We start from the raw sequence: 25,461 nt of genomic DNA, 5'->3' as shown, positions 1-25,461 counted from the left end.
ATAACAAATCACCCCAATTCACTGCATTTATTCGAAATATAAAAACCAGATTAAAAAATAAATAACCAAACTCAATTTTAACCGTCCCAATTTTTTTATTTCTAAGTTTTCCATTCTTCGTCGTATACCTTAGTTTAAAAAGTTCATGACTTTGAATGATTTTTTATTTCCTGCTTTGTCCGTCACTATCACTATAAATAATTGTTTAGTCGAGAAACTTTGATTCTGAAGCAGTACTTCTTTATTGTTCTGAATATTTTTATGACTCACAATAGATTGTCCGATTGAATTAAATACATCCACCTGAGCAATATCCTCGGTTTCATTTGTAACCGATAAAGCATCATTTTTAAAATAAGCTATCGTGCTACTCTTCGCTTCAATTTTGTCAAGAGACAATGTTTTTGCTGCTGACTGTGATGCAAAATAAGCGGCATACGCTTTAGACAATTCAGATGAATTACCACAAGAAGAGGCATCCCAGTTTACAGACCAGGTCATTAAACCTCTTAAAGAAGGATATGGACCGCCTGGCTGCATAGTGTATGTTCTTCCTGAAAAAGTAGTTCCGGTTCTTAAATAATGCATAGCACTAATTCCTTCTGCCGGTGTTAAATAACCACTACCTGCTGCACTTGGACAAGCTGGTAAGGCAATCAGAACTTTTGAGGCCGGTAAACCATCAAAATGCATTCCTGTTGTAGCAATGTTATAGCCTTTTATCACCATATCAGTCAGGGCTGTTACCATGTTTGCTTTTTTAGCTGAACCATAATACTGACCATCTAATCCGTTTTCTCCTCCTGTATTATACAATTGTACCGCTAACAAATCCAATTCATTACGCAAGTTTTGAATGATTGGCAGGAAAGAACCAAAAGTATCCGTATAGGTAGAATATCCTCCTTGTACGTATTGTGTTTCCGGAGCTGCAGTTAATAAAAATCCAGGGCCATAGTACGCTTTTAATTCTTTGAAAGCATCTACTACGTTTTTTAATCTTGGATAAGCAGAAATACCCGCATAAGAAATATCTCTTAATCCCCCTGCATTAAAATTCATCGATCCGCCTTCAAAATCAATATCAACTCCATCAAACTGATACTCATCAATAATGGCCTTCAGACCATTAACAAAAATATTTTTTTGAGCTACATTGTCCAGAACAACATGACCATTTTGACCTCCAATAGAAACGATAACAGGAACGCCGCTATCTCTTAAGGATTTTATATCATTTTTCAACAATTGCTTATTGAAAACACCATTGGTCAAATATCTGGTATCATTTGTAGTTAACACTGGTGTGTAACCATCACGATTCACTGTTTCTACGAAAGAATAATCTACTACGTTAAACTTACTTCCCACCATTTGAGAAAAGTATAAAAATGGAGCACCAGCATTTTCCCAGGAATGTGCATACCCTAAAATAATTTTAGAGGGAAGCGCAATGAATCTATTCGTGCTCACCGGAGCAATTTTAATCGTATTGTTTAAGGTAGTTACAGCAGCTCTATTATCGGTTGCTTTGATTACAACCGGATAATCCTGATAAGCAGCTGGTGTAAAATTATATGTATAGATATTATTGGCACCTGCTGTCATGTTAAATGTACCCCCGTTTATGGTAATAGTAACACCTGAAACCGATCCGTCACTATCAACAGCGGTAACTGAAATTGGCACCACCTGGAAAGAACTTTGGTTTAAAGTAGTATTCGATGGTGAATTCCAGGTAATTACAGGCAATGAATTCGGACAGTTTGCACCTGAACAAGTTAAGGTAAAACTATATGTTTTTGAATCTGTTGTTCCGTTTGATGCAGTAGCCGTAACGGTTAACGTATGAGGAAGCGAAAACTGATTGGCTGCCGGTGTCCAAATTGCTGTATAAGTTCCGGAAGAATTGGTAGCACTCAGGCTTTGCCCATCTAAACTAAATACAACAGAGGAGATTGTAGTGGCATCAGCAGCACTTAATCCAACACTTGCAACAAAATTAATTGCTGATCCTAAATTTATAGCAATCGCCGAAGCTGTTGGTGCTGTAATAGTAACCACTGGCTTAGTCGCAACCACCGCCTGTCTGTTAAAATTATAAACCGTTGGAGTTGTTGGAACTGCAAAATTGGTTAAGTTATTTGGGTAATACGTCACTTCACCATTCTCCCATGAATTCAATTTCAAACTTAAAATTTGTGTATAGCCTGCTACAACTGAATTATCGAAAGTATAATTTCCTGATGCATCTGTTGTGGCCAAAACACTTTTCCAGTTATGTGTATTGTCTGTCCACGGTAAAACGATTTCTACTTTTGCACCAGCAACCGGAGTTGTTCCGTTTTTAACCGATCCACTGATTAAATTTACAACGGCAGCCAAGGCTGATTTTGCGGTAGAACTTGTATTAAAATTGTAAACTGTCGGGTTTGCCGGAACAGCAAAGTTGGCCAGATTATTTGGAAAATAAGCTGTTTCTCCGTTTTCCCAACTGTTTAATTTTAAACTTGTAACAGTGGTATAACCTGCTACAACCGAATTATCAAAACTGTATTTTCCTTGTGCATCTGTTATCGCAATAACACTTTTCCAGTTGTGTGTATTGTCTGTCCACGGTAAAACGATTTCTACTTTTGCACCGGCAACCGGAGTTGATCCGTTTTTAACTGTTCCGCTAATTTTATTAGAAGGAACTACAATAACATCCTGAGAGAAGTTTAATGTTTTGTTAGCCGTTAAATTGGTATAAACTGTTGAAGCCGGAGTATACGTTTGTCCTGCCAAAGCTGCCGTTACGGTATAATTTCCGCCTGACGGTAAATTAGCAATCGAATAAACCCCGCTTGAATTTGAAGTTGCCGTAAAAGTTCCGGCTGTGGAAGTTGCTGTAACTGTTACACCGGAAACCGGAGTTGATCCGTTCAAAACAGTTCCGCTTACCGTGTAATAAACCACTGGTGCTCCCTGAGCAAAATTCAACGTTTTGTTCGCATCAATTGCAGTATAAACGGTTGAAGTTGGCGTATAGGAGAATCCTGTTTTAGCAGCTGTAACCGTAAAGTTAAGTCCGGCTGTTAAACCTGCTACACTGTAAACTCCGCTTGCATTAGAAACCGCCGTTAAAACGGTAGCTCCTGACGTAGCTGTTACCGTAACACCTGATACCGGAGTTGCTCCGTTAAGTACCGTTCCGCTAACCGTATACAAAGGCTGGCTTCCGTTGATGACAACAGCAGTCTGATTAACGGTCACGTTTGTCAAAGTTACAGGCGTAAAAGTATAAGTCGCTTTTGAGGCCGTAAGGATATAATTTTGTCCTGAAGTTAAGTTGCTGAATGTAAAATTACCTCCTGTAGAAACTACGGTTTGCAATACTACATTACTGGCATTACGCAATTCAACGGTAACATTCGAAACTAAATTTGCTCCGTTTTTCACAGAACCAGAAATACTTACTGTTCCCGGAACAACGCTTCCAAAGGACGTATCTACCTGAGTTAATAAGGAGTTCGGTATAGCACCTCTGGTATCCTGAGATAATTCCCAAACCATACCTCCGGCAAGATTTCTTGATTTGATATACTGCACTTTTAAATCCATTGATTGTTTATCTTCATAGCTGATAAACTGTTTTAAAGTGGCATTGTATAAATAAGGCACTTTGGTGGTATTGTCAAAATAACGTACCCATCCTGCAGCTGCAGCCGTTGGCGTAACCAGCATGGTAGTGGGATCTAAATAAGCATGTGAATTGGTCACCGGATTTCCGACTAAATCGCAAATTTCGATGCTTCCGGAACGCTCGCAGGCTGCCGGACCATCCCAGGTTCCGATTGGATTTTGCGGATTCGTACAGCCTGAAACTATATCTCTTGGCGCTGAAACGAATAATCCGTTGGTGGAGTTCGTGGCAACATGATCAAACTTTTTACCGTAAAAAGGCAATCCCATGATCAGTTTATTGGCTGGAAAACCAACCACATTTAAGTACTGATTCGTCAATTCATCCAGTGATTCGGACTGAGTTGCTCCGTAAAGCGGATCATTGGTGTTTCCGCTGGCGTATAATGGTGCATTGTAGCAGGTTTTATCATACCAGTTTCCACCAAAATCATAGCCAAAATAAGTAATGTAATCACAATACGTCGAAATGTCTTCTGTCATTCCGTATTGTGCTCGGTTAGAAGGGCCTAAATATTGCTGCGCCACTTTTCTAACATTGTTTCCGGCTGCAATTGAGATCAATTTATTTGGCATTGCCTGACGCATTGCTTTCAGTAAATACACTAAATTTTTGTTGTCGTCCGGGCTGTACTTTTGTGGAGGAATTGGTGCTCCGTTGATCACTTCAGTACCGTCTGTTCCTCCGGAAAGAGGATATTCCCAGTCAATATCGAATCCGTCAATAAACGGATAAGTGACGATGAAGTTTGCCATATCTGCGGCCAAAGCAGCTCTTGCTACCGGACTGGCGGCAATTGGAGAAAGATCCTGACCTTTAGTCCATCCTCCGACAGAAATTAAAATTTTTAAATGCGGATACTTTTCTTTTAACTTTTTCAGGTCATAAAAATTCCCTTTTACAGGAGCATCCCACGGAATTCCGCCTTCCATATGCTCAAAGTCGGCATAGGTATCCAAACAATGAAGTTTTGTATTCTCCGGATGGGCAGGATCATAAGTTGTCCCATAAAAAGAATAATTCAAATGCGTCAATTTACTTCCATCAATTTTCGGAACGTTGAAATCCCGGGCATAAATAGACCATTGCGCATAATATCCCACTACTTTCTTACCGTGAGCTGGTTGGGCTGACGCAAGTAAGGGAAACAATAACAATAAAAGCAATCTGTAATAATGTTTCATAATTAATAAATATTGGTTAATAGAAAAAAAATATTCCAATTACAATCACTTACACACTGAAATTCAGCATGTAAAAAAACAATAACCGGGATTCAATCGACTGCAAATAGAAAACATTGCAATCATTGGAAATTAATTCGATTTACTTCTATAAATAAATATTACTATTACTGATTCTACCATAATCATTAGCAAATAGTATTGATTGATATTTATGTATACTTCTTTTTTAAAAAATTAGTAATAAATAAAAAAAAGATAAATTTGGGGGGCAATTCTACTTTCTAAAATTCTACTTTATTGTCATGTTTTTGGGTATTCTCTTATTTGGTTTTTAAAGGTTAATACATATTTTAGTGGTTATTTTATTATTGATTCTGAATTTATTTTTGAAGTTTAAAAGAGACGTTATAAATTCGTTACTATAATTATCTCTACCAGAAAAATTCTGATAGAGATAACTAAACAATCTGGTAACTTAAACTTACTAACTACTAATTCAATCCAAACTTTTATATTAATTTTTTTAAACTTTTGTAAACGGCCAACTCCACATCTGCATGATCTTTGGAGTCGCATTCTTCTACCAGTTTTTTCAGGTCATCTGCTTTTAAAGTGGCCTTATTATCCAAAACAAGTAATAATTGTTCTGATACATCATTTAACTTTTTAGCTAAAGGTAAAATAGGCTGAACTAACGGCGCGTTGGAACTTAGTTCATTTAAACCTTTATTGACAGCAATCCATTTGTTTAAATATGCCGCTACTTTTGCTTTATTTTCAGATGATTTATTGGCCAGATATTGATTGACTGCATCATCAAAAGCCAAAGCATCTTTCGCATCCGGAGTGCAGGCATCTGCAAAAAGGGTAAACGGAGAATACATTTGATATTCGGTTCCGCCTTTATTTCGTTTATATCCTTTTAAGGGTTCACAAACATTTGAAAATTCGCTCAGTGATTTTATGCTCTGATTGTTCGCTATGTTTCTTAAGATAACTGCTTTATTGCGAATGTGCGTCAATCCGAGTTCTTCTAATCTAAAAGAAACTACATCCAGACGTTTTCGCATGTTTGCGACATCGATAACCGTTTCGGCAGACCAAAGTCTTTCGGCTATTGCGGCTGTTCTCGGCCATACTCTTGAATCTATGGTTGTTGGCGTGGCAAGCTCAGTCCACATGGTGGCTTCTCCTCCTAAAATCCTTGCTTTTTCCTCGGCAGATAAATCAGCTCCTTTTGGCATCGGATCATTGAGATAATGACTTTCAACCGGATACATCAAATCGATATAATATCCGTTTGACAAAACGGTTTTGTATCCTTTTTTTACGGCATCTACCAGTGATTGTCCGGCAATAACGCCTTCATTTGGCCCTCTCCAGGAATGTATGATGGCTTCTTTTGACATGTTTTTGGTCAAAATTTCTTCCCATCCCATCAATTGTTTGCCATGTTTTTTAAGCATGGGCACCAGCTGCATGGTGAAATACGTTTGCAATTCGTGGTTGGTCGCTAACTTATTTTTCTTTTTAAACTCCTGAATTTTTGGATTCGCGTCCCAATCTTTCCCTTCGTTTTCATCTCCCCCGATATGAAAATAAGACCCGGGAAATAGAGGGCACACTTCGTCAAAAAACTCACTGAGTAATTGATATGTTTTAGGATTTGAAGGATCTAATGTTGGTGAAAAAATACCCGCATTTCTTTCAATTCCATAGGTCGCAATAGCGGTTCCCTGAATATTTTTTTCTGAAGTTCCTCCAGTCAGCGTAGTCACTTTACTGCCAATTTCAGGATAAGCGGTTAAAATCGCTGATCCGTGGCCCGGAACATCTATTTCCGGAACTATTAAAATACCGCGCTCATCAGCGTATTTTACGATATTTTTAATTTCCTCTTGTGTGTAATACAATCCATCCGAAGCCAGTTCTATAAGTTTTGGATGTTTTTTCATTTCAATTCTCCATCCCTGATCGTCTACTAAATGCCAGTGGAATACATTCATTTTCATCGCTGCCAGTGCATCAATATTTCTTTTGATTACGTCAACCGGCTGGAAATGCCTTGCCGCATCGATCATCAGGCCTCTCCACGTAAATCTTGGAAAATCTGATATTTGGGAAGCCGGGAAATAAAATGAGGCACTATTATTCTGCAGCAGCTGCAATAACGTTTCAAGGCCATGCAGCGCGCCTAAATCGCTGGTTGCGTTTAGTGTAATTTTGTTCTGACTGATGTCTAAATGATAACTTTCATCTTCATATAAGGCAATTTTACCGCTTTTCGTACAGTTGATTTGTAATTCAGCTGTTGGCACTTCATTTAATTTTGCAATAAAACCCTGTTCGAAAAAAATACCGGTTCTACCATCTAAGCGACGTAAAAAACGTGTTACACCGCCAAAGATTCTTGGATTTGGATTTCCGGTAATGTTTACTTTAAAGTTTTTGGTTAAGGTAAAACTACCGTCATTTACTACAATACTCTGGGGCCAGGGCATGAGGTTGAGCTGCTCTTTCTGAATTTGTGCGCCAGAGGTGAAACCCGCGAATAGTAGGACTAATAAATATTTCATTGTAATGTTTTTGAAAGATGTTATCCGCAGACAACTTTAATAAATAGATAAAAGAAACAAAACTCAGAAGGATCTCTGCCGAACCTCACTTTCCTATGAGATCCATCTGATTTTTGTAATTTGATTCGCTCTCACCCGAATCGGTTTTAAAAACAACTTCTAATAATCAAAACGTTTAAAGGCTTCAATTGCTTCATATTCAGCCAAACCTAATTCATCGTATAAGATGGCTGTATTTTTGTTTCGGTCTTCTGCCCTCACCCAAAATTCCCTGGAGTCATTTCCCTGAAACATTACTCTGTCTTTTTGGGACTGGTGGTATAAAATCGCGTGACGTTTCAATAATACTTCTGATGGAGAAAGCGGAACAGCCATATCAATTTCGTGAATGTCCCATTCGTGCCAGGCTCCTCTGTACAGCCATAACCAGCAATCGTCCATGTATTTCTCCGTTTTCAATTGCTTCATTGCTGCAAAGATCGCATTCAGGCAGACTTCATGTGTTCCGTGCGGATCAGCAAGATCGCCTGCGGCAAATACCTGATGTGGTTTTATTCTGGCAATAATATCTTTTACAATAGCAATATCTTCAGGCCCTAACGGATTCTTTTTAACTTGTCCGGTTTCGTAAAAAGGCAGGTCTAAAAAGTGTGTATTTTCATCTTTTAAGCCAATGTACCTGGTAGCGGCATACGACTCTCTTCTTCTGATCAGTCCTTTTAATTTTCGAACTTCCAAAGAATCAATCTGATTCTCTGATTTGTTGTTTAAAAATTCAATAACCGATTTAAAATTTATTTTCGTGGCATCAGGGCCAACAAAATCGCTGCAGACCTCAGCAAATTTTAATGCTTCGTCGTCTGTAACGGCTATATTTCCGGAGGTTTGATATACGACGTGTACATCATGCCCTTGTTTTATCAATTTTGAAAAAGTTCCTCCCATCGAAATTACGTCATCATCCGGGTGTGGACTAAAAAGAATTACTCTTTTTTTGGCCGGATTGGCTCTTTCCGGACGATGTGAATCGTCGGTATTTGGTTTTCCGCCTGGCCATCCGGTAATGGTGTGCTGCAAAACGTTGAACATATTAATATTCAAATCATAAGCAGAACCTTCTTGTGCCAAAAGATCTGACATCCCGTTATTGTTATAATCGCGGTCTGTTAATTTTAAAATAGATTGTTTCGTTTTTTGGCATAACCAAACAATTGCTTTGCTTTTTAATTCTTGTGTCCAGATACATTCTCCCACTAACCACGGTGTTTTAAAACGGGTTAATTCTACTGCTGCAGACTGATCCAATACGAAAGTGGCATTGGGATGGTTTTGTAAAAAAGTGGCAGGAACTTCAGAACTAATATCACCCTGAACGGTTCTTTTGATGATATCGGCTTTGTTTTGCCCCCAGGCCATTAATACAATTCTTTTTGATCTCATGATCGTAGAAACTCCCATGGTGATCGCCCTTTTAGGAACGTTATCTATCCCATTAAAATCGGAAGAGGCATCAACTCTTGTAATATGATCCAGTGTTATGATGCGTGTTCCGGAGTTAATGTGCGATCCCGGCTCGTTGAACCCTACGTGACCTGTACGTCCGATACCTAATAATTGAAAATCAAGACCACCTGCGCTTTTAATATTCATTTCGTAATCGATACAATACTGATTCAATTCTTCAATTGCAATGGTACCATCGGGAATATTAACATTTTCAGGTTTAATATCAATGTGATTAAAAAGATGCTGGTGCATGAAATAGTGGTAGCTCTGATTGTTCTCTTTTGTCATCGGATAATATTCATCCAGATTAAAAGTGATCACGTTGCTAAAACTCAGGCCTTCTTCTCTGTGCATTCTAACCAGTTCCTCATATACTTTTATAGGAGAAGAACCTGTTGCTAAACCTAATACGCAAGATTTGCCTTTCTCTTGTTTAGATCGGATTAACTGAGCGATTTCATGTGCTACAATTAGGGAAGCTTCCGCTGAATTTTTGAAGATTTCATTATGGATTTTTTCAAATCTGGTTTCTTCAAATTTCCCCGCACTTTTATAGCTGATATCAGGTTTAATTTCTAAAGCACTTTTCATTTTTTTCTTTTTATAGTAATTACCCTTTTGGTTTATGAAATGGTATAAGTAACTTTCATTACCTATACCATTTACTAACCAAACTTATATTCTTTAACTTTTGATATTATTTTTTAGAAATTTGGAGCTGTAGTATCCCACCAAAGTCTTGTACCTCCCGTATCAGGCCCGTTAAGCTTTGCTATTCCAGTTGCAACACCACCTGAATTAGTTGATTTTTCAGACTGAACAAAATTAATTCTTCTTACACCAAATTCAGTTGTGATTGTATTACCACTGTAATTTTTGATTACCGGGAAAAGTTTAGGATACCCGGTTCTTCTGTAATCGGACCAGGCTTCTTGTCCTTCAGGGAAACCAGCAATCCATTTTTGAGTAATAATTTTTTGCAATTTAATTTCGTTAGTGGCAGCTGGATCCCAGGCTACAGTAACATTGTTTACAGGAGCAGCATTATTAACTGGGAAATTAGGGTCTACGTATGCCTTTGGTAATTTTACATTATCAGCAATATAAGCAGCAGCTCCGGAAGCACCTCGTTGTTCGAAAGAAGCAGTAATACCTTTTTTGTATAATGATTCAGCATCCTCACCCATATTCCATCCTCTTAATGCACCTTCAGCTCTTAAAAAATAAGCTTCAGCAGTAGTCATTAATACAATTTCTTTAGATCTGACAACAGATCCAATTCCTGAAAAAGCCTGATGATCTGATTTTGCAGCAATATCAATACCGGTACGAACTCCTTTAAATTGGCCGGGAAATTGAGTTGAAGTATCAAAAAATATAGCTAATCTTGGATCTTCATATCCTCCCATAATTGACTCCATATCCGCTGACATCCTAATATCAAGCCAAGAACCGCTAATTGTAGCAATTGGATTTGTATAAACAGGTGATACAACTTTAAATAAATCAGCATTTGTTGTAAATACTCCAAATTTTTGAGCAACAGCTTTTTCGGCTTCTGTTTTTGCCAATGCAGGTTTTACTTTTACAATTCGCATAGCTAATCTTAAACGTAAAGTATTTGCAAATTTTACCCAAGCCTTATAATCTCCTTTATATGCTGATAAATCTGTTGTAACAAATGTTGATGCTTCGCCAGCATCTACTCTTTTTGTCAATTCAGCTACGGCAATGTCTAATTCAGCAAACATTTGATTGTATACTTCTTCTTGTGAATCATAACCGATAGTGGCATCTGAGGTACCGAATTTAGAATAAATAATCGGACCAAAAGTATCAGTCAGTCTATGCATTCCTTCGACTTTTAATATTAAAGATAATGCATAAAACTGATCATATTTTCCTTTAGATTTATTTGCAATATCATAGGCATTAAACATAACGTTTGGATACGCATAATCCCAAATAAATCCATTCCATCCATCTACTAATGAATATGTAGTATTGTTTATACCACCGGCAAAACCTGTCGGAGTTGCCATATACCCAGACCAAATATCACAATTCAACCCTTGTTGCAGTTGATATACCCACTCTGGGGTTAATACTTGTATATTATTAAACATAGGAGAAAAACCTCCTTTAATATGGTTAAAATCTTGTTCACGTAATTCTGGTGTAATACCATTTGGATTGGTATTAATTTCGTCAAAATTACTTGTACAACCTACTGCCGCAAATAATGCCATGCAAATAGCCGCTTTTGTTATTTTATTATTTAGTTTCATTTTTTTAAATTTAGAAAGTTACATTTAAATTAAGACCAATACTTCTCGTAGATGGTAAGCCATAAATGTCTACCCCTTGTAACCCCTGACCAGTACTTAATGCAATATTTGGATCAAAAGGAGCGTCTTTGTAAATAAAGAATAAGTTTCTGGCAATTAATGAAATACTTGCTGTTTGGATAAATGGTAATGTTTTAGGATTAAAATTATATCCAATAGAAACCTCTCTTAAACTTACGTTTGTTGCATCGTAAATATATTCTCCACTAACTCCTGCTCTTCCTCCAACTTGGGTATAATAAAGTTGAGCATCCATCGTAGATACCGGAGTGCCATTACTGGCTCTCACAGCATTGATTGCAACACCACCTGCATTTCTCGCATCACCTGTAGCTTTTGATACTCCGAAAGAATCATTTTGAGCTTCCGTTAAACTCATAACATCTCCACCAAAACGGCCATCAATCAAAACGTTCGCAAAGAAAGAACCTAGTTTAAATGAATTTGACCAACCTAACATAAAATCCGGATTAGCGTTTCCAACTTCTTCGAAGTCAGTTTTTTGAACTGTATTATCATCATTTAATAAAATTCTGCCTTGAGCATCTCTTTTAAAGTTGATTCCTTCAATTACACCATAAGGTTTACCTTCGATTAGTGCATATCTGTAACTGTTAACACCTGCCTCAGTTAAGTTCACTCTTCCTCCTAATTCGTTAGGAATTTCTTTTACTTTGTTTTTATTTTGGGAAAAGTTGACAGATGTATCCCAAGAGAATTTATCTCCTCTGATTATTCCTCCATTCAATACAACTTCTATACCTTTATTTTCAATACTACCAGCATTAAATCCATAAAATTTAACCCCTTCTTTATTTCCAACTGGTGCCAATATTTGTAAATATTGATTTTTAGTTTCAGAATTATAGTAAGAAATTTCGAAACCTAACCTGTTATTAAACATTCTCCACTCTGTACCAAACTCAAATTCTGATTTTAATTCTGGTTTTAATGTGGTTCCTGTTTTTGGACCCGCATTTGGCTGAGTATTACTACCATTTGAAGGAGTATAAAGATAAGTTGGATCAGTAATAAAAGGATAAATATCATTACCAACTTTAGCAAAAGTACCACGTACCTTACCAAAATTAATCCATTCCGGTAATGTAGTCATTTCACTAATAAGTGCAGTTACACCCACTGATGGATAAAAATAAGAATCTGCAACTGTAGATGACCAATCATTTCTTCCGGCAACATCTAAGAACAACATATCTTTATAACCAAATGTTGTAGTTGCAAATACAGATTGAACTTCTCTTCTGGAATCTATTGTTTGATAATTACCGGAATTATTAACAAAGTTCGCTAATGTAAACCAGTTGGCATAAACTAATCCTGAACTAATACCCGAATCTAAAATTGTTTTTTGATTGGTTAATGTATTTGTAATACTTGTTCCAACATTTGCATTGAAACTTAAATCGTCAACTATTTTTGTATTAATTGTTGCAATTAAATCAGCATAACGTTGTGTACTCAATGAATTTTCATTTATATATCTACCATTAATATTAGAAAGAGTACCTTGAGTTGAAGCATATATTTTTTTATCATATAAACTTGTTATTCTGTTGTAACTGTATCTGGATGCAATAGTTAACCAATTGTTAGCTTTATAAGATAAAGACAAAGCTCCGTTAAAGAAATCATTTTTATCTTCAGATTTGTTTCTGTTGATTGCCCAATATGGATTTTGCATAATATCTCTATTCGTCATCCAGTTTTGAGCCATTAAATTTCTATTAACATCAAATAACTCATACTTTTCTTTATATTCATTAAAGTCGTTTCCCCTTGGCATTAAATAGACACCAGTAAGTGGATTGAAGTAAAAACCATTGACAGGTTTATTTATAATTGTTTGTGATGTATAATTTGCATTTGCTGCAAATGTTAATTTATCCTCGAAAAATTTTGCTGTTTGTCTGATTCCGAAGTTATTTTTCTTTAAACTGTTTCCCGGGACTATACCTGTAGCAGATGTATTGGCATAAGAAAAAGCAGTTGAAGAAGTTTCAGTACCTAATGAATAACCTACTGATGTAATTTGAGTCGTTCCTGTATTAAAAAAATCTTTTACATGATCCGGTGTTTTTTGTTTAGCACCCCAGGATTCATCTGCTCCGGGAGCAGCAATATAATCTGTTTGAAATTTAGGCATATAAGCCGCTGTTTCAAAAGTGGTTACAGAAGAAGCAGAAATATTTGCTTTTCCTGTCTTAGCTTTTTTGGAAGAAAGTAAAATTACACCATTCGCTCCCTGAGAACCGTATAACACAGAAGCTGCAGCACCTTTAAGTACAGTCATTCCTTCATAATCATCCGGATTTACAAGAGAGATTACATCTCCTCCATCACGGTTACCACCTGATAAACTACCAAAAGTATCATTTGGCTGGCCTGAACCTGAATTCAACATTGGGATACCATCTATTACATATAAAGGCTGGCTATTCGAGATGGAAGAATTTCCACGAATAACTACTTTTGTAGATCCACCCGTACCACCTGAACTTTTAGTTACGGCAACACCCGCGATTTTACCGGCTATTGTATTGATAACGTTGGCATCTTTTACACGAGTTAATTCTTCTCCTTTAAGTTCCTGAGCAGCATACGTTAAAGATTTTCTGGTTTTCTTGATACCTAATGAAGTTACAACAACTTCGTTAAGTGCATTTGAAGCTGCCGGAACCAATTTAACATTAATTGTAGCGGCATCTCCCACCACTATTGATTGTGTTTCAAGGCCTACATAAGTAAAAACCAATGTTTGTCCTTTTTGTGCCTCAATTGTGTACAATCCGTCAAAATCGGTTGTAGCCCCTTTTTGACTTCCCTGCACTGCAACAGATGCCCCTGGTAACGGCATCCCATCAGAATCTGTAATCATACCTTTGACATTTTTTACCTGAGCAAGCGAAACCTGCGCTGTAAAAACAATCATAAAGATTAAGAAAATTTTTTTCATGTTTATTTATTTTGTTAGTTATGGTGTAAATTTATTCTTAACGTATTGTTAAAAAAAATAAATTATACAAACGGTTATTTTTTTTAAACCAACGACATAAAACAATCAATAATACGTTTTGCGAAAACGTTTTCTCCTTACCAGATTCTACTATTTACTTCTATTTATCAATAGTATATACATCAAATTAACTATTTCTTTATACTATCACAATTCTAAAGCAAACCTTTAAAAACGTGCTATTTAGAAGAAAAATTAAGATTTTTTTAATAACAATGGGGGCTTAATCAAGGAAGGACGAATACTTATTTTATGGTGTGATTTCATTAAATTTTAATTGCCACACAATCCGGTAGTTTTAAATTTTAAATTGGTATATTTTTTATGAATGACCTCTAATAAAGAATAGTCGCTAAAAGAATCCTGTGCCAGTTCCCAAATCATAATCCCTCCGGTATATTGTGAAGCATATTCTACTTTTTGTGAAATGGTAGGTCTTCCGTTATAATAAATTTTCCCTAATTCATCCTGATCTGCAAATTGAGGTCCGACTTCTACAATCTGGCCGTACGTTAAGCTGGTCACTGCTGCATAGGTAAAATTATAACCGTAAAAAGGTACGCCCAGCGTTATTTTTTCACTTGGAACATTTTGAAGTTTATGCCAAAAATCAATTCCGTCCCTGGCATTACTCATTGAACTGTGCTGACCGGGATTATTGGGTGTCCACGGTCCTGTACTATCATAAGACATTATATTGATAAAGTCGAATGCATTTAACGCTGCTGTAGTTATATTTTCGAAACGGGAATTATTGGGCAATGCGGCCGTTAAAAGTTTTTTACGCTCCGTAAGGCTTTTTCTTAATTCGAGAACAAATCCGCTATAACCCGGAGTTACGGCTTCCCATTCGAGATCTACATCGACTCCGTCAAGATGATGAACGTCTACAAAATTTAAGATACTTTGAATTAAAACGGGCCTGTTTTCGGCCGTATCAATTAAAAAAGACCAATTGGCTGCCTGTTCTTCCGATAATACACCGCCCGCAAGCGAAATACTGATGACAATATTGGGATTAACCGATCTGGCATATTGTATAAGAGCATCGATATCTCCGCTGAAATTCAGGCTTCCGTCTTTATTTGGATTGGCAAAAGCAACATTGAGATGTGTCAGTTTACAAAATGGTATCGAAGTCATTTTACTGATATTATCCGAAGATAAATACCCTACTACCCTCGCTGTTTTTGTTTTGTTTTCCTCCGGATCTGATTCTTTCTGTGTGGTACAACTATAAACTGAAATTAGCGAACTTATAAAAAAAAGGATGCCTAATAAGGCTTTATTTTTTATCATAATTTTGAAATTTTAAACTTGCTGTTTTTAATTTTAATTAGACTGAAATAATACCTTATCAGGCATAACTTTATTGCTGGTGTTTTAGGACTTTTTTAGTTTACATCCCACCAGACTTTATTTAACCAGTCATTGGTACCTCCCATTCTGGAAAGTGCTTCCAAATAATTTTTGGAGTTTTTCTGCATCTCATCGTTCGGATAATACAAACGTGTCGGTGTTACGCCCTGCGTTTCCGAATCCGGATTTGTTATCGGCAGTAAATGCGGATATCCTGTTCTTCTCCAGTTGGAATAGGCTTCGATACTATTAAATAAATAAGTCACCCATAGCTGTGTCCCAATTTGTTCTTTTTCGGTTCCGGCCACTAAAGGCTTAGCCGACAAATACGTATTGATTGCCGTCTGGCTTGCCGCCGGAGCACCATACACTTCTAATTGTCTGATCCCTGCTTCAACCCCTTTTTTATAATAATCGGCTGCTGCACCTGTAATCCAGCCTCTGTACGCCGCTTCGGCCAATAGCAATTGCGATTCTGAATAACTTACGTGTAAAAACGGAGTAGTTTTTAACTTTAAATAAGGCTGAATCCCTGAAATTGCATTCGAGCCGCCCGGCATATCCCATTGAAAAACTCCGGGAATATTACCCACATATAATTCTTCTCCCGGTGCAGGAGGTCCCCAGTTTGCGCTTCCGGTTTTAGCCGTAGCGAGCATGGTTAATCTTGGATCCCCGTTATTTCTTAAGAAATCAATCATCAAAGAACTAAAGTGATCTGCATGTTCGTTTCCGATAAAAGCATAAGACAAACCGTTACCTCTAAAATCAAGTGCCCCCGGAGTATCATTGAAAGGAAAATCCAAATGATGCATCACACAGTTATCGGCATTACTTTCGAAAACACCATTCTGAAAAGCAGCTTTTGCCTGTTTTTCAGCTTCAACAGGGCTTACTTCAGAGATTCTCATTGCCAGACGCAAACGCATGGTATTGGCTAATTTTTTCCATTTGGTAATATCACCCTCATAAAATAAATCTCCTTTTACAGCACCACCATTAGCATTCAGCTGTGTAAAAGCTTCTTGCAGTTCCGTAAAAAAGGCATTGTAAATATCTTGTTGTTTATCGTATTTAGGGGTTACAATTCCTTTAGAAAATCCTAAACCTGCTTCTGAATAAGGCACATCACCATAAATGTCCGTCAAACGTTGTGCAATCATTACTTTCATAATTTTGGCAACAGCATTCATATTTACAGCTGCAGGATCTCCACTGGTTTTTTCCAGCACGTCTACAATACTTTTCATTTCATTAGAATACCCATTTCGCCATAAAGCGGTTGCATAGTCATCATTTTTCTTGAATTTGCTTCCAAATTCCGTCACGTTCCAGGCACCTGCGTAGTGCTGGACAAATCCGCCCGAATAGATTAGGTTCGCTCTCCATTGGTAATACCCGTCACCGGACATACACAATTGGGTAAATCTCAGCTGGCCAGCAGGATTTGCAGATAACGCCACCGGATCTTTTTCCAGTTCATCAAAGTTTTCAGTACAGCCCACCATCGTAAATAGGGAGAGTACGGCTATTATTATTTGTTTAAATTTCATAATTTCTTTTTTTAGAATGTAACTTTAACATTAAACCCATAAGATCTTCTAAAGGGTAATGAACCATACTCAAAACCTTGTCCGTTTCCTGAAGTATACATAGATTCGGGATCAACGTTTGGCAAATCTTTATTAAAAGTCAATAAATTTCTTGCGAATACCGAAAAATAGATACTGTTGATTTTCGCTCCGTTGAACACACTTTTAGGTATGGTATACCCTAAACTCACCTCTCTTAATTTCACATAAGAAGCATCGTAAATAAAAGGTGCCGGTGTATTGTTAAAAACGCTGTTCCAATAATCCTGGGGATTTACAGGCGTTGTATTTTTTACATAATTCGGATTATCGGCAGTTCCTGTATTTACAACACCCTCAACTACATATCCCGCAGTAGGTACCCAGGTGGACTGGCTAAAGTTTGGATCGTTTGCCACAGCCTGTGCTCTTGCGGCATTATAAGCATCCCTGCCTTCTGTAGTAACATCCAAAAGTCCTTTTTGAGCGGCAAGTGAATTGGTCATAGAATAGACATCCATTCCAAATTTCATATCAATCAAAAACTGAAGCGTAATTCCTTTGTAGGAGAAACGATTCGTTAAACCCGCTGCCCAATCCGGCAGTCCTTTCCCTAAAGCAACTTTACTATCTGTGAACATAGGCATACCGTTGGCTCCGACAATCTTTTCTCCGGACGGAGTTCTAAGAAAATCTTTTCCGATGATAGTTCCGTACTGTCCACCCACCTGCGCTACGATGGCAGCACCGGCCCAACGGGCTTCCGAAATCGTATAGGTGTCAATATCCGGGTGTAAAGAAAGAATCGAGTTTTTATTCTTAGAAAAGTTTAAATCAATTCCCCATTCAAAATTCTTTGTTTTCACTGGCGTACCGGACAAAAACAACTCAATACCTTCGTTACGTAATTCACCTGCATTTACAGAAATATATTCATATCCCGAAGTAGCAGAGGATGGCAAATCAATAGTCTGATCTGAAGTATCTTCACGATATACGGTAATATCCGCTTTCAGCCTGTTTTTAAAGAATGAAGTCTCCAATCCGAATTCAACTCCGGTTTTAGACTGATACGTTAAATCAGGATTTGGTGCCGAAGTATTTTTAATATTCACCACACTACCGCCACTGTAAGAAGAATAAGTAGTATAGTTTAACGCATTTTTATACGCTCCCGGTGCGTTGGAAACCTGTGCCCACGAAGCTCTTAATTTACCATAAGAGAACGTATCGCTTTGAATACCAAAAGCATCCGAGAATATAAAACCTAACGAAGCTGCAGGATAAAAAGCATCTTTATTGATTACGCTGAACCAGTCATTTCTTCCCGTAAACTCCGCATATAAATAACCTTTATAATCTAATTTTGCCGAACCGTAAACTGAATTTGTTCTGGTTCTGGTTTCCAATGGTGCATTTTCGGTCTGATTCGAGAAATTACTGATGTATTCTGTTCCCTTTTCAATGATGTTAGTACCGAATCTTGAATTCTGCTGTCTTCTGAAATCTCTTCTGCTGGTTCCTAAAATTCCTGAAAAAGTAAGGTCACTTGCCAATTTAATATCGCTAAAAGTGGCAATGATATCTGTATTCATTTCAGAAACCGTAATATTATCCAGTCCAAGATAACCATTGTCTCTTCCCGGCCAGGTGCTTCCGGCAGCCATAAAATCCTTGGCACCGAAAACATAAGTATCTAAACCGGTTCTGAACGTTAATCCCATCCATTTTTTAAGCTGGTACGTTCCGGTAACATTCCCCATAAAACGATTTTTAGTAGAGGAATTATGGTTTTCGTTTACAACAAAATAAGGATTTAGCGAATACACATTATTATTCCATTGGTACATCGTTCCGTTTGCCGGATTTTCATAATTTTTAAGCCACGCCTGATCGATATTTGGTGCCAGACCACTTAAAGAATAACCCACATTATTTGGTGAATCTCCTAAACCAGGTCTGTTATTGGTGTTTTCAACCATGTAATTTACATTGGCATCCAAAGTAAACTTATCTGATTTTATCGTTGCATTTAAGCTCGCATCGTTTCTTTCCAGACCTGTATTTGGAATTACGTCTGCATTTTTAAGATTATTGAATCCAAAACGAACAAAGGCATTTTCACTTCCGCCGGATAACGCGACTCCGTTTGTGGTAGTAAATCCGGTTCTGAAGAAATCCTGAATGTTATTTTCCACTTTAGCGTAAGGTCTCATAGAACCGTCAAATATTTTGACTTGCTGTCCTACTGATTGTGAGAACTTAGGCCCCCAGGCATTCGTTGTATATCCGTAGATTTCGGAAGGTGCTTTTGCCGGGTCCGGTAAAATCCCGTTAGATCCCGTACCATACTCCGTCTGGTAATCGCTGTATTTCGCATTAACACGGTCAAAGCTTACACCACTTGTTAATTCGACCTGTAATTTTCCTTTGGTACCTTTTTTGGTCGTAATTAAAATAACCCCATTTAACGCTCTGGAACCGTATAGTGCAGCCGCAGCCGCTCCTTTTAATACAGTTAAACTCTCGATATTATTTGGATTAATGCTCGAGATTCCATCTCCGCTGTCTCTTCCGTCAAACCATTTGCTGGTAGCGGCACTGTCGTTAGACAACCCCGTATTATCAATAGGGACTCCATCCACAATATAAAGCGGCTGATTGTTTTCGCCTATACTCGAAATCCCCCTGATAATTACTCTGGTGCTTCCCCCTACCCCTGTTGCGGGAATAGAAACATCTACACCGGCAATTTTTCCGGAAAGCGCAGTGGCTACGTTGGTTGTAATAACTTTACTCAACTGATCTCCTTTTACATCCTGAACGGCATACCCCAGTTCTTTCTTTTGTCTTTTAATCCCTAATGCCGTTACAACAACTTCATTAAGATTTTGCGCTTCATCAACAAGAGAAACGTTTAACTGGCTGGCATCAGTTACCGTTACTGCTTTTGTCCTGAATCCGATGTATGAAAATAGCAAGACATCATTTTTTGATGCCTGAATTTCATACACCCCATCATAATCAGATTGACTCGCTTTAGCTGTTCCCTGGATAAGAACAGTTACTCCCGGTAATGGCAATCCGTTTTGATCACTTACTAAACCTTTGATTGTTTTTACCTGGGCAAGCATGACTTGCGTAGTAAAGAAAATCATAAAGATTAACACAATTTGTTTCATTTTTGTCATGGTTTTGTTGGTTAAGCGATAAAAATATTGTTAAAATTAACATAAATAAAATTATTTAAACAAACAGTCCAAAACCTTAAACAAACGACACAAAACAATCAACATTATGTTTTACGAAAACGTTCTACCTGAAAAATATGCCATCATTTCTATTTTTTTTCAAAATTTTATTCAAAAGAATTGCGTTTTAACCTGTAATTGTTTAAAGTTGCAAAATCTTTATTCAAAAAGACAAACCCTGCTAATTCCTTAAAAACAAAGTTGAACGAAATCCGGAAATTAAAATTCGACATAAAGCTTCAGAACCACATTTGGTTTTGGGGAAGTTATTTCACTCTTAATTTTTTAAGATGGGGGGCTTACTTCAACGACTATCCCTATTCGTTCAAGTCGAATCTGATTGAGTTTTCGCTGCACATACCTCTGGTTTATTTTAACCTTTTTGTTTTAGTACCCAGATTTGTTTTAAAGCAGAAATACATCCAGTATACCTTTTCCTTAATCGTAAGCTTGTTTGGAATTTATTTATTAAAAACCGCACTGACCTATTACATCATATCCGAAAATATCTGGCCGGAAGCGAACCGGGAATATCATCCTTTTGAGATCAACCATATTGTTGCCGTTTGTATTGGCGAATTGTATGTTCTGGCAATGGCATCATCAGTTTATCTGACCTTAACCTGGCTGCGTGAAAGAGAAAGAAACAGGTCACTAAGGGAAAATCAATTCAAAATCAAACTAAAATATCTCGAAAACCAGATTCAGCCGCATTTTTTCTTTAATACCTTAAACAATCTATACGCACTCTCCTTAGAATCTTCAGACAAGGTTCCGGACGTAATCATCAAATTGTCTAATTTGATGGAATATGTTTTGTATGATGTAAAAGGAACCAAATTTGTGCCGCTGATCAAAGAAATCGACTACATTCAGAACTATATCGAAATCGAAAAGCTGCGTTTTGAAAATGTAGAAGTTACCATAAACCTGGAATCAGATATAGAAGAGGTCGTAGTACCTCCGCTGATCTTTATTTCACTGGTTGAAAATGCTTTTAAACATGGTGGTCTAAACAATAAAAACTTAAAAATAAAGATTAATTGTAAAGTTACCGATACTAAAATGTTAGATTTTGAAATCCTAAATAATTTTGTAATTTCACCAAATCTTAACTCAAAAGGAGGTATCGGACTAGCCAATACTAAAAAGAGATTAAAATTAATTTATAAAAACAATTTCAGTTTAAAACATAAAACCAAACTCAATTACTATATAATCCGTTTGCAAATACCTATTCGTAATGAAAATTAAATGCGTGTTGATTGATGATGAGCCATTGGCAATCAAAGTACTGCAAAATTATTTCAGCAATTTTACCGACTTTGAAGTTATAGGTACCTTTAATAACTCTCTGGAAGCGCTCGATTTTATAAACAGTACTGCTGTTGATGCTGTCTTTTTGGACATCAACATGCCTATGATGACCGGTTTTGAATTAATCAGCTTAATTGAAAGCAAAACCAAAGTGATCATCACTACCGCCTTTCGTGAATTTGCTGCCGAAAGCTATGATCTTGATGTTTTGGATTATTTAGTAAAACCAATTCCGCTGCCCCGATTTATAAAATGTATTAATAAAATCACAACCGAATACAATTTAAAAAACAATATTAAAGTAGAAACCACCAAAGGAGACTCTCATATTTTTATTAAAGTAGATAAAAAGATGATGAAAATTAATATTGAAGAAATCCTGTTTGTAGAAGGGATGAAAGAATACATTAAAGTCGTAACCCCTGATAAAACCTACATTACACATAAATCACTGACTTCTTTATCAGAAGAATTACCTGCTGATCGGTTCCTTCGGATTCATAAATCATACGTTATTGCCTTAAATAAGGTAAAATCTATTGAAGGAAACCGTATTCAGATCCAATCGTACACCATTCCTATTGGCCGAAACTACAGCAAAGAGGTCAAAAATAAAATTTTAGAATAAAACTCCTTTGTAAATTTCGTTTTTTAAGAGGTTAAAAATTAACACTTTGTTGAAAAAATACTGTTGTTGGTTTAAATTTAACATTATTTGTGCCTTTTTATTTTTTTTTGATATACTTAACAAATATATTTACGGTCTTCAAAAAACATAAATAATAAAAATTAACCTTTACTACCACTTATGAGTTCAGAAAATGTACAAACCAAATGGGGGCAGTTTATCTCTTTGATAATCGTCTTCTTCTTTTGGGGTTTTGTCGGATCGGCCAATGACATCCTTATCCCAGTATTCAAAAAAGTATTTACCCTATCTCAGGTTCAGTCACAATTGGTGGCCTGGGCTTTCTACGCTGCATACTTTGTAGGATCAATCATCTTCTTTTTAGTATCCCTAAAATCAGATGTCTTACAAAAATTCGGATACAAAAAAACCCTTTCTGCCGGATTAATTCTTTCTGCAGTTGGTTCCTTTTTATTCGTTCCGGCTGCTACTATGCAAAGTTTTCCTTTCTTCTTAACAGCTTTGTTTACGGTAGGTTTAGGATTTTCGATTCAGCAAATTGTAGCCAATCCGCTGGCTATTAAAATGGGAAGCCCGACTACCGGAGCACACCGTTTGACGTTGGCAGGAGGTGTAAACTCTTTCGGAACCACAATTGGTGCGATCCTGTTAGGAATTGCTCTTTTTGGAATGGGAGACAACAAAAAAACAAACCTTTCTTTAGAAGATATCAAATTACCTTTTATCATTTTAGGACTTGCTTTTATCCTGGTGGCGGTTTTCATGTATTTTTCTAAAATCGAAGACCCGGCTAAAATAGATGAAGAAGAAGCTAAATTAGAACACAAACATGCTAAATTCAGCATTTTAGACTACCCGCAATTGTATTTAGGAATGTTGGGAATCTTTATTTATGTGGGAACTGAAGTAACCATCATTAGTAATTTACCGGCTTTATTAAAAACAAACGAATTCGGTAACATTTTAGAAGATGCTATTTCTCCGTTTATCGCCCTCTATTGGGGAAGTTTAATGATCGGTCGCTGGAATGGCGGGGTGAATGTTTTCAACACCTCCAACCTGGTAAATACAGCCCTTAAATTTATTGTACCGGCTTTGGCCTTTGGCGTGATTATCGGAGCCAACGTTTTTGCGGCTCATGATGTTTCGTCTTTCTATATTTATCCAATCTGGATTTTATTATTTATTGCAGTAAGTTTCGTAGGTGGAAAAAACGCCGGAAAAACATTAATGCTTTTCGGAATCTCCGGTTTATTGATGATGCTTGCCGGATTAGTTTGCCCGGATACCGAAATTGCTAAATTCTTCTTTATTTCAGGAGGATTGTTTTTATCGATCATGTGGCCGTCTATTTTCGATTTAGCGATTGCAGGATTAGGAAGAAACACCGGAAAAGCTTCGTCTTTCCTTATCATGATGATTCTGGGTGGCGGTGTTATTCCATTGGTACAGGGAAGTATCTGTGATTTAGACCTAACGAATCCAAACGGAATATTAGGCATTACCTACACCCATTTCTCTTATATCGTACCTTTACTTGGTTTTGCTTATTTAGCGTTTTACGGTTTTTATTGCCCTAAAATCTTAAAAAGCCAGGGCGTAAGTCACGTGCAGAGCGAAGGAGGAGGACACTAAAAACACTGAAGACACAACATAAAAAAAGACCCGTTTTACAATCGTAAAACGGGTCTTTTTTATATTTAAATCTGTAAGAACTATTTGTTTCCTTTCTCAAAATCAGCTACAAACTGAGCCAGTCCGATATCTGTTAAAGGGTGTTTCAACAAGCCGTAAATAGCAGAAAGAGGTCCGGTCATTACATCGGCACCAATTTTAGCACAGTTTACGATATGCATCGTATGACGTACCGAAGCAGCCAGAATCTGAGTCTCATAACCGTAGTTATCATAGATCTCTCTGATTTCCTGAATCAGGTTCAGACCATCTGTAGAAACATCGTCCAAACGTCCGATAAACGGAGAAACATACGTAGCACCTGCTTTTGCAGCCAATAAAGCCTGACCCGCAGAAAACACCAACGTTACATTTGTTTTAATTCCTTTATCAGAGAAATATTTAGCTGCCATAACACCTTCTTTTGTCATTGGCAATTTTACTACGATTTGCTCGTGTAATTCAGCCAGCTCCTCACCTTCTTTGATCATTCCGTCAAAATCCAGTGCATTCACTTCAGCACTCACATCACCTTCAACAAGATTACAAATATCAACGTAATGCTTCAGAATATTATTTTTTCCGGTAATTCCTTCTTTTGCCATCAATGACGGATTTGTAGTTACACCATCCAAAACACCTAAAGCCTGTGCTTCTTTAATCTGAGCTAAATTAGCTGTGTCAATAAAAAATTTCATATTTATTTAAATTTAATTGTGTTCATAATCGGGGCGTGACCCCATTTTCAAAAGGCGCAATCTACAAAGCGGGTATTGGCGCCTTTCGTAAATGCTATAATCGGAAAAACCAAAAGTACATAAAAACCTAGCCAAAAGTATCAAAAAAAAACAAAAGCCACTACATTGTAGTGGCTTTTTAATTATAGCTTAAATACTATTTAAACGCTAATTAGTACGAGTCTTAACCCATCCACGATCATCGTCACGGTGATCGTTTTTACCTACATGGCTTGAACTTTCTTTGTTGTAGGGTCTTGGTTGTTCTATAGGTTCTTGTGGCCTGTAAGTCATCATATTTTGACGATAGATTAGTTTTGCATCCGGTTTTAATTCCAATGCAAAAGGAACAAAATGAAATTCTAATCGTATATGATTTAAAACTCTGGTAAAATTGACAAAAATACTATAGTCGCCTCCAAAGGCATAGCTTAACAAATTACCATGCATCAGCAAGCTTTGCAATGCCCTATAACCGTTTGAGGTTGTCTTTAACATTGATGCTTTAAGTATATGAGCATCAATTTCTAATTCTTCTGATGGTGTCATAATTTTGAATATTTAGTT

The 25,461-nt window shown here is 37.0% G+C and carries 13 protein-coding genes; 3 read left to right on the top strand and 10 right to left on the bottom strand.

Annotated features, from left to right (window positions below; genetic code table 11):
• Positions 1–129 precede the first annotated feature (129 nt).
• From chiA to GJU43_RS14140, 8 genes are all read right to left on the bottom strand, one after another.
• A complete protein-coding gene (gene chiA, locus GJU43_RS14175; RefSeq protein ID WP_154341409.1) occupies positions 130–4,869 on the bottom strand; it encodes a T9SS-translocated chitinase ChiA in 4,740 nt (1,579 codons plus the stop codon).
• A 512-nt stretch (positions 4,870–5,381) separates the two neighbouring features.
• Positions 5,382–7,448 carry a beta-N-acetylhexosaminidase gene (locus tag GJU43_RS14170; RefSeq protein WP_154341408.1) on the bottom strand — a complete coding sequence of 689 codons (2,067 nt, stop codon included), beginning with the start codon at positions 7,446–7,448 and terminating at the stop codon, positions 5,382–5,384.
• 159 nt (positions 7,449–7,607) lie between these two features.
• Positions 7,608–9,545 carry a glucosamine-6-phosphate deaminase gene (gene nagB, locus GJU43_RS14165; protein ID WP_154341407.1) on the bottom strand — a complete coding sequence of 646 codons (1,938 nt, stop codon included), beginning with the start codon at positions 9,543–9,545 and terminating at the stop codon, positions 7,608–7,610.
• A gap of 113 nt (positions 9,546–9,658) precedes the next feature.
• A complete protein-coding gene (locus tag GJU43_RS14160; protein ID WP_154341406.1) occupies positions 9,659–11,242 on the bottom strand; it encodes a RagB/SusD family nutrient uptake outer membrane protein in 1,584 nt (527 codons plus the stop codon).
• A gap of 10 nt (positions 11,243–11,252) precedes the next feature.
• On the bottom strand, positions 11,253–14,276 hold the full coding sequence (locus GJU43_RS14155) for a SusC/RagA family TonB-linked outer membrane protein (RefSeq protein ID WP_154341405.1): 3,024 nt from the start codon (positions 14,274–14,276) through the stop codon (positions 11,253–11,255).
• Between the two features lie 333 nt (positions 14,277–14,609).
• The gene (locus tag GJU43_RS14150; protein ID WP_154341404.1) at positions 14,610–15,635 is read right to left on the bottom strand and encodes a glycosyl hydrolase family 18 protein; all 1,026 of its coding nucleotides are present in this window, start codon (positions 15,633–15,635) and stop codon (positions 14,610–14,612) included.
• A 95-nt stretch (positions 15,636–15,730) separates the two neighbouring features.
• Positions 15,731–17,248: a SusD/RagB family nutrient-binding outer membrane lipoprotein gene (locus GJU43_RS14145; protein WP_154341403.1), complete on the bottom strand. Its 1,518-nt coding sequence runs from the start codon at positions 17,246–17,248 to the stop codon at positions 15,731–15,733.
• Between the two features lie 11 nt (positions 17,249–17,259).
• Positions 17,260–20,448 carry a SusC/RagA family TonB-linked outer membrane protein gene (locus tag GJU43_RS14140; RefSeq protein ID WP_195760048.1) on the bottom strand — a complete coding sequence of 1,063 codons (3,189 nt, stop codon included), beginning with the start codon at positions 20,446–20,448 and terminating at the stop codon, positions 17,260–17,262.
• A gap of 270 nt (positions 20,449–20,718) precedes the next feature.
• Between GJU43_RS14140 and GJU43_RS14135 the strand changes: the two genes are divergently transcribed.
• The 3 genes from GJU43_RS14135 (at position 20,719) to GJU43_RS14125 (ending at position 24,118) form a co-directional block, all read left to right on the top strand.
• Positions 20,719–21,771: a sensor histidine kinase gene (locus GJU43_RS14135; RefSeq protein ID WP_154341401.1), complete on the top strand. Its 1,053-nt coding sequence runs from the start codon at positions 20,719–20,721 to the stop codon at positions 21,769–21,771.
• Positions 21,761–22,462: a LytTR family DNA-binding domain-containing protein gene (locus GJU43_RS14130; protein ID WP_154341400.1), complete on the top strand. Its 702-nt coding sequence runs from the start codon at positions 21,761–21,763 to the stop codon at positions 22,460–22,462. The genes GJU43_RS14135 and GJU43_RS14130 overlap by 11 nt, the downstream gene beginning before the upstream one ends.
• A 180-nt stretch (positions 22,463–22,642) precedes the next feature.
• Entirely contained in the window at positions 22,643–24,118 is a 1,476-nt protein-coding gene (locus GJU43_RS14125; RefSeq protein WP_154341399.1) for an MFS transporter, read from the top strand.
• Positions 24,119–24,198: 80 nt separating this feature from the next.
• Here the strand turns inward: GJU43_RS14125 and fsa are convergent, their stop codons facing one another.
• Together fsa and GJU43_RS14115 are read right to left on the bottom strand one after the other, a co-directional pair.
• Positions 24,199–24,855: a fructose-6-phosphate aldolase gene (gene fsa / locus GJU43_RS14120; RefSeq protein ID WP_154341398.1), complete on the bottom strand. Its 657-nt coding sequence runs from the start codon at positions 24,853–24,855 to the stop codon at positions 24,199–24,201.
• A gap of 207 nt (positions 24,856–25,062) precedes the next feature.
• Entirely contained in the window at positions 25,063–25,443 is a 381-nt protein-coding gene (locus GJU43_RS14115) for a hypothetical protein (RefSeq protein ID WP_154341397.1), read from the bottom strand.
• Positions 25,444–25,461: the final 18 nt, after the last annotated feature.

This window comes from Flavobacterium sp. LC2016-23 (assembly GCF_009674775.1).
Taxonomy (GTDB): Bacteria; Bacteroidota; Bacteroidia; order Flavobacteriales; family Flavobacteriaceae; genus Flavobacterium.
Note: the sequence above shows the minus strand (reverse complement) of the source record. Positions and strands in the feature narration are given on the sequence as shown.

Bases quoted from the DNA above. Each gene is read 5' to 3' on its own strand.
- GJU43_RS14145 (WP_154341403.1), bottom strand. From the start codon at position 17,248: ATGAAATTTAAACAAATAATAATAGCCGTACTCTCCCTATTTACGATG.
- GJU43_RS14150 (WP_154341404.1), bottom strand. From the start codon at position 15,635: ATGATAAAAAATAAAGCCTTATTAGGCATCCTTTTTTTTATAAGTTCG.
- chiA (WP_154341409.1), bottom strand. From the start codon at position 4,869: ATGAAACATTATTACAGATTGCTTTTATTGTTATTGTTTCCCTTACTT.
- GJU43_RS14155 (WP_154341405.1), bottom strand. From the start codon at position 14,276: ATGAAAAAAATTTTCTTAATCTTTATGATTGTTTTTACAGCGCAGGTT.
- GJU43_RS14170 (WP_154341408.1), bottom strand. From the start codon at position 7,448: ATGAAATATTTATTAGTCCTACTATTCGCGGGTTTCACCTCTGGCGCA.
- GJU43_RS14160 (WP_154341406.1), bottom strand. From the start codon at position 11,242: ATGAAACTAAATAATAAAATAACAAAAGCGGCTATTTGCATGGCATTA.
- nagB (WP_154341407.1), bottom strand. From the start codon at position 9,545: ATGAAAAGTGCTTTAGAAATTAAACCTGATATCAGCTATAAAAGTGCG.
- GJU43_RS14115 (WP_154341397.1), bottom strand. From the start codon at position 25,443: ATGACACCATCAGAAGAATTAGAAATTGATGCTCATATACTTAAAGCA.
- fsa (WP_154341398.1), bottom strand. From the start codon at position 24,855: ATGAAATTTTTTATTGACACAGCTAATTTAGCTCAGATTAAAGAAGCA.
- GJU43_RS14130 (WP_154341400.1), top strand. From the start codon at position 21,761: ATGAAAATTAAATGCGTGTTGATTGATGATGAGCCATTGGCAATCAAA.
- GJU43_RS14125 (WP_154341399.1), top strand. From the start codon at position 22,643: ATGAGTTCAGAAAATGTACAAACCAAATGGGGGCAGTTTATCTCTTTG.
- GJU43_RS14140 (WP_195760048.1), bottom strand. From the start codon at position 20,448: ATGAAACAAATTGTGTTAATCTTTATGATTTTCTTTACTACGCAAGTC.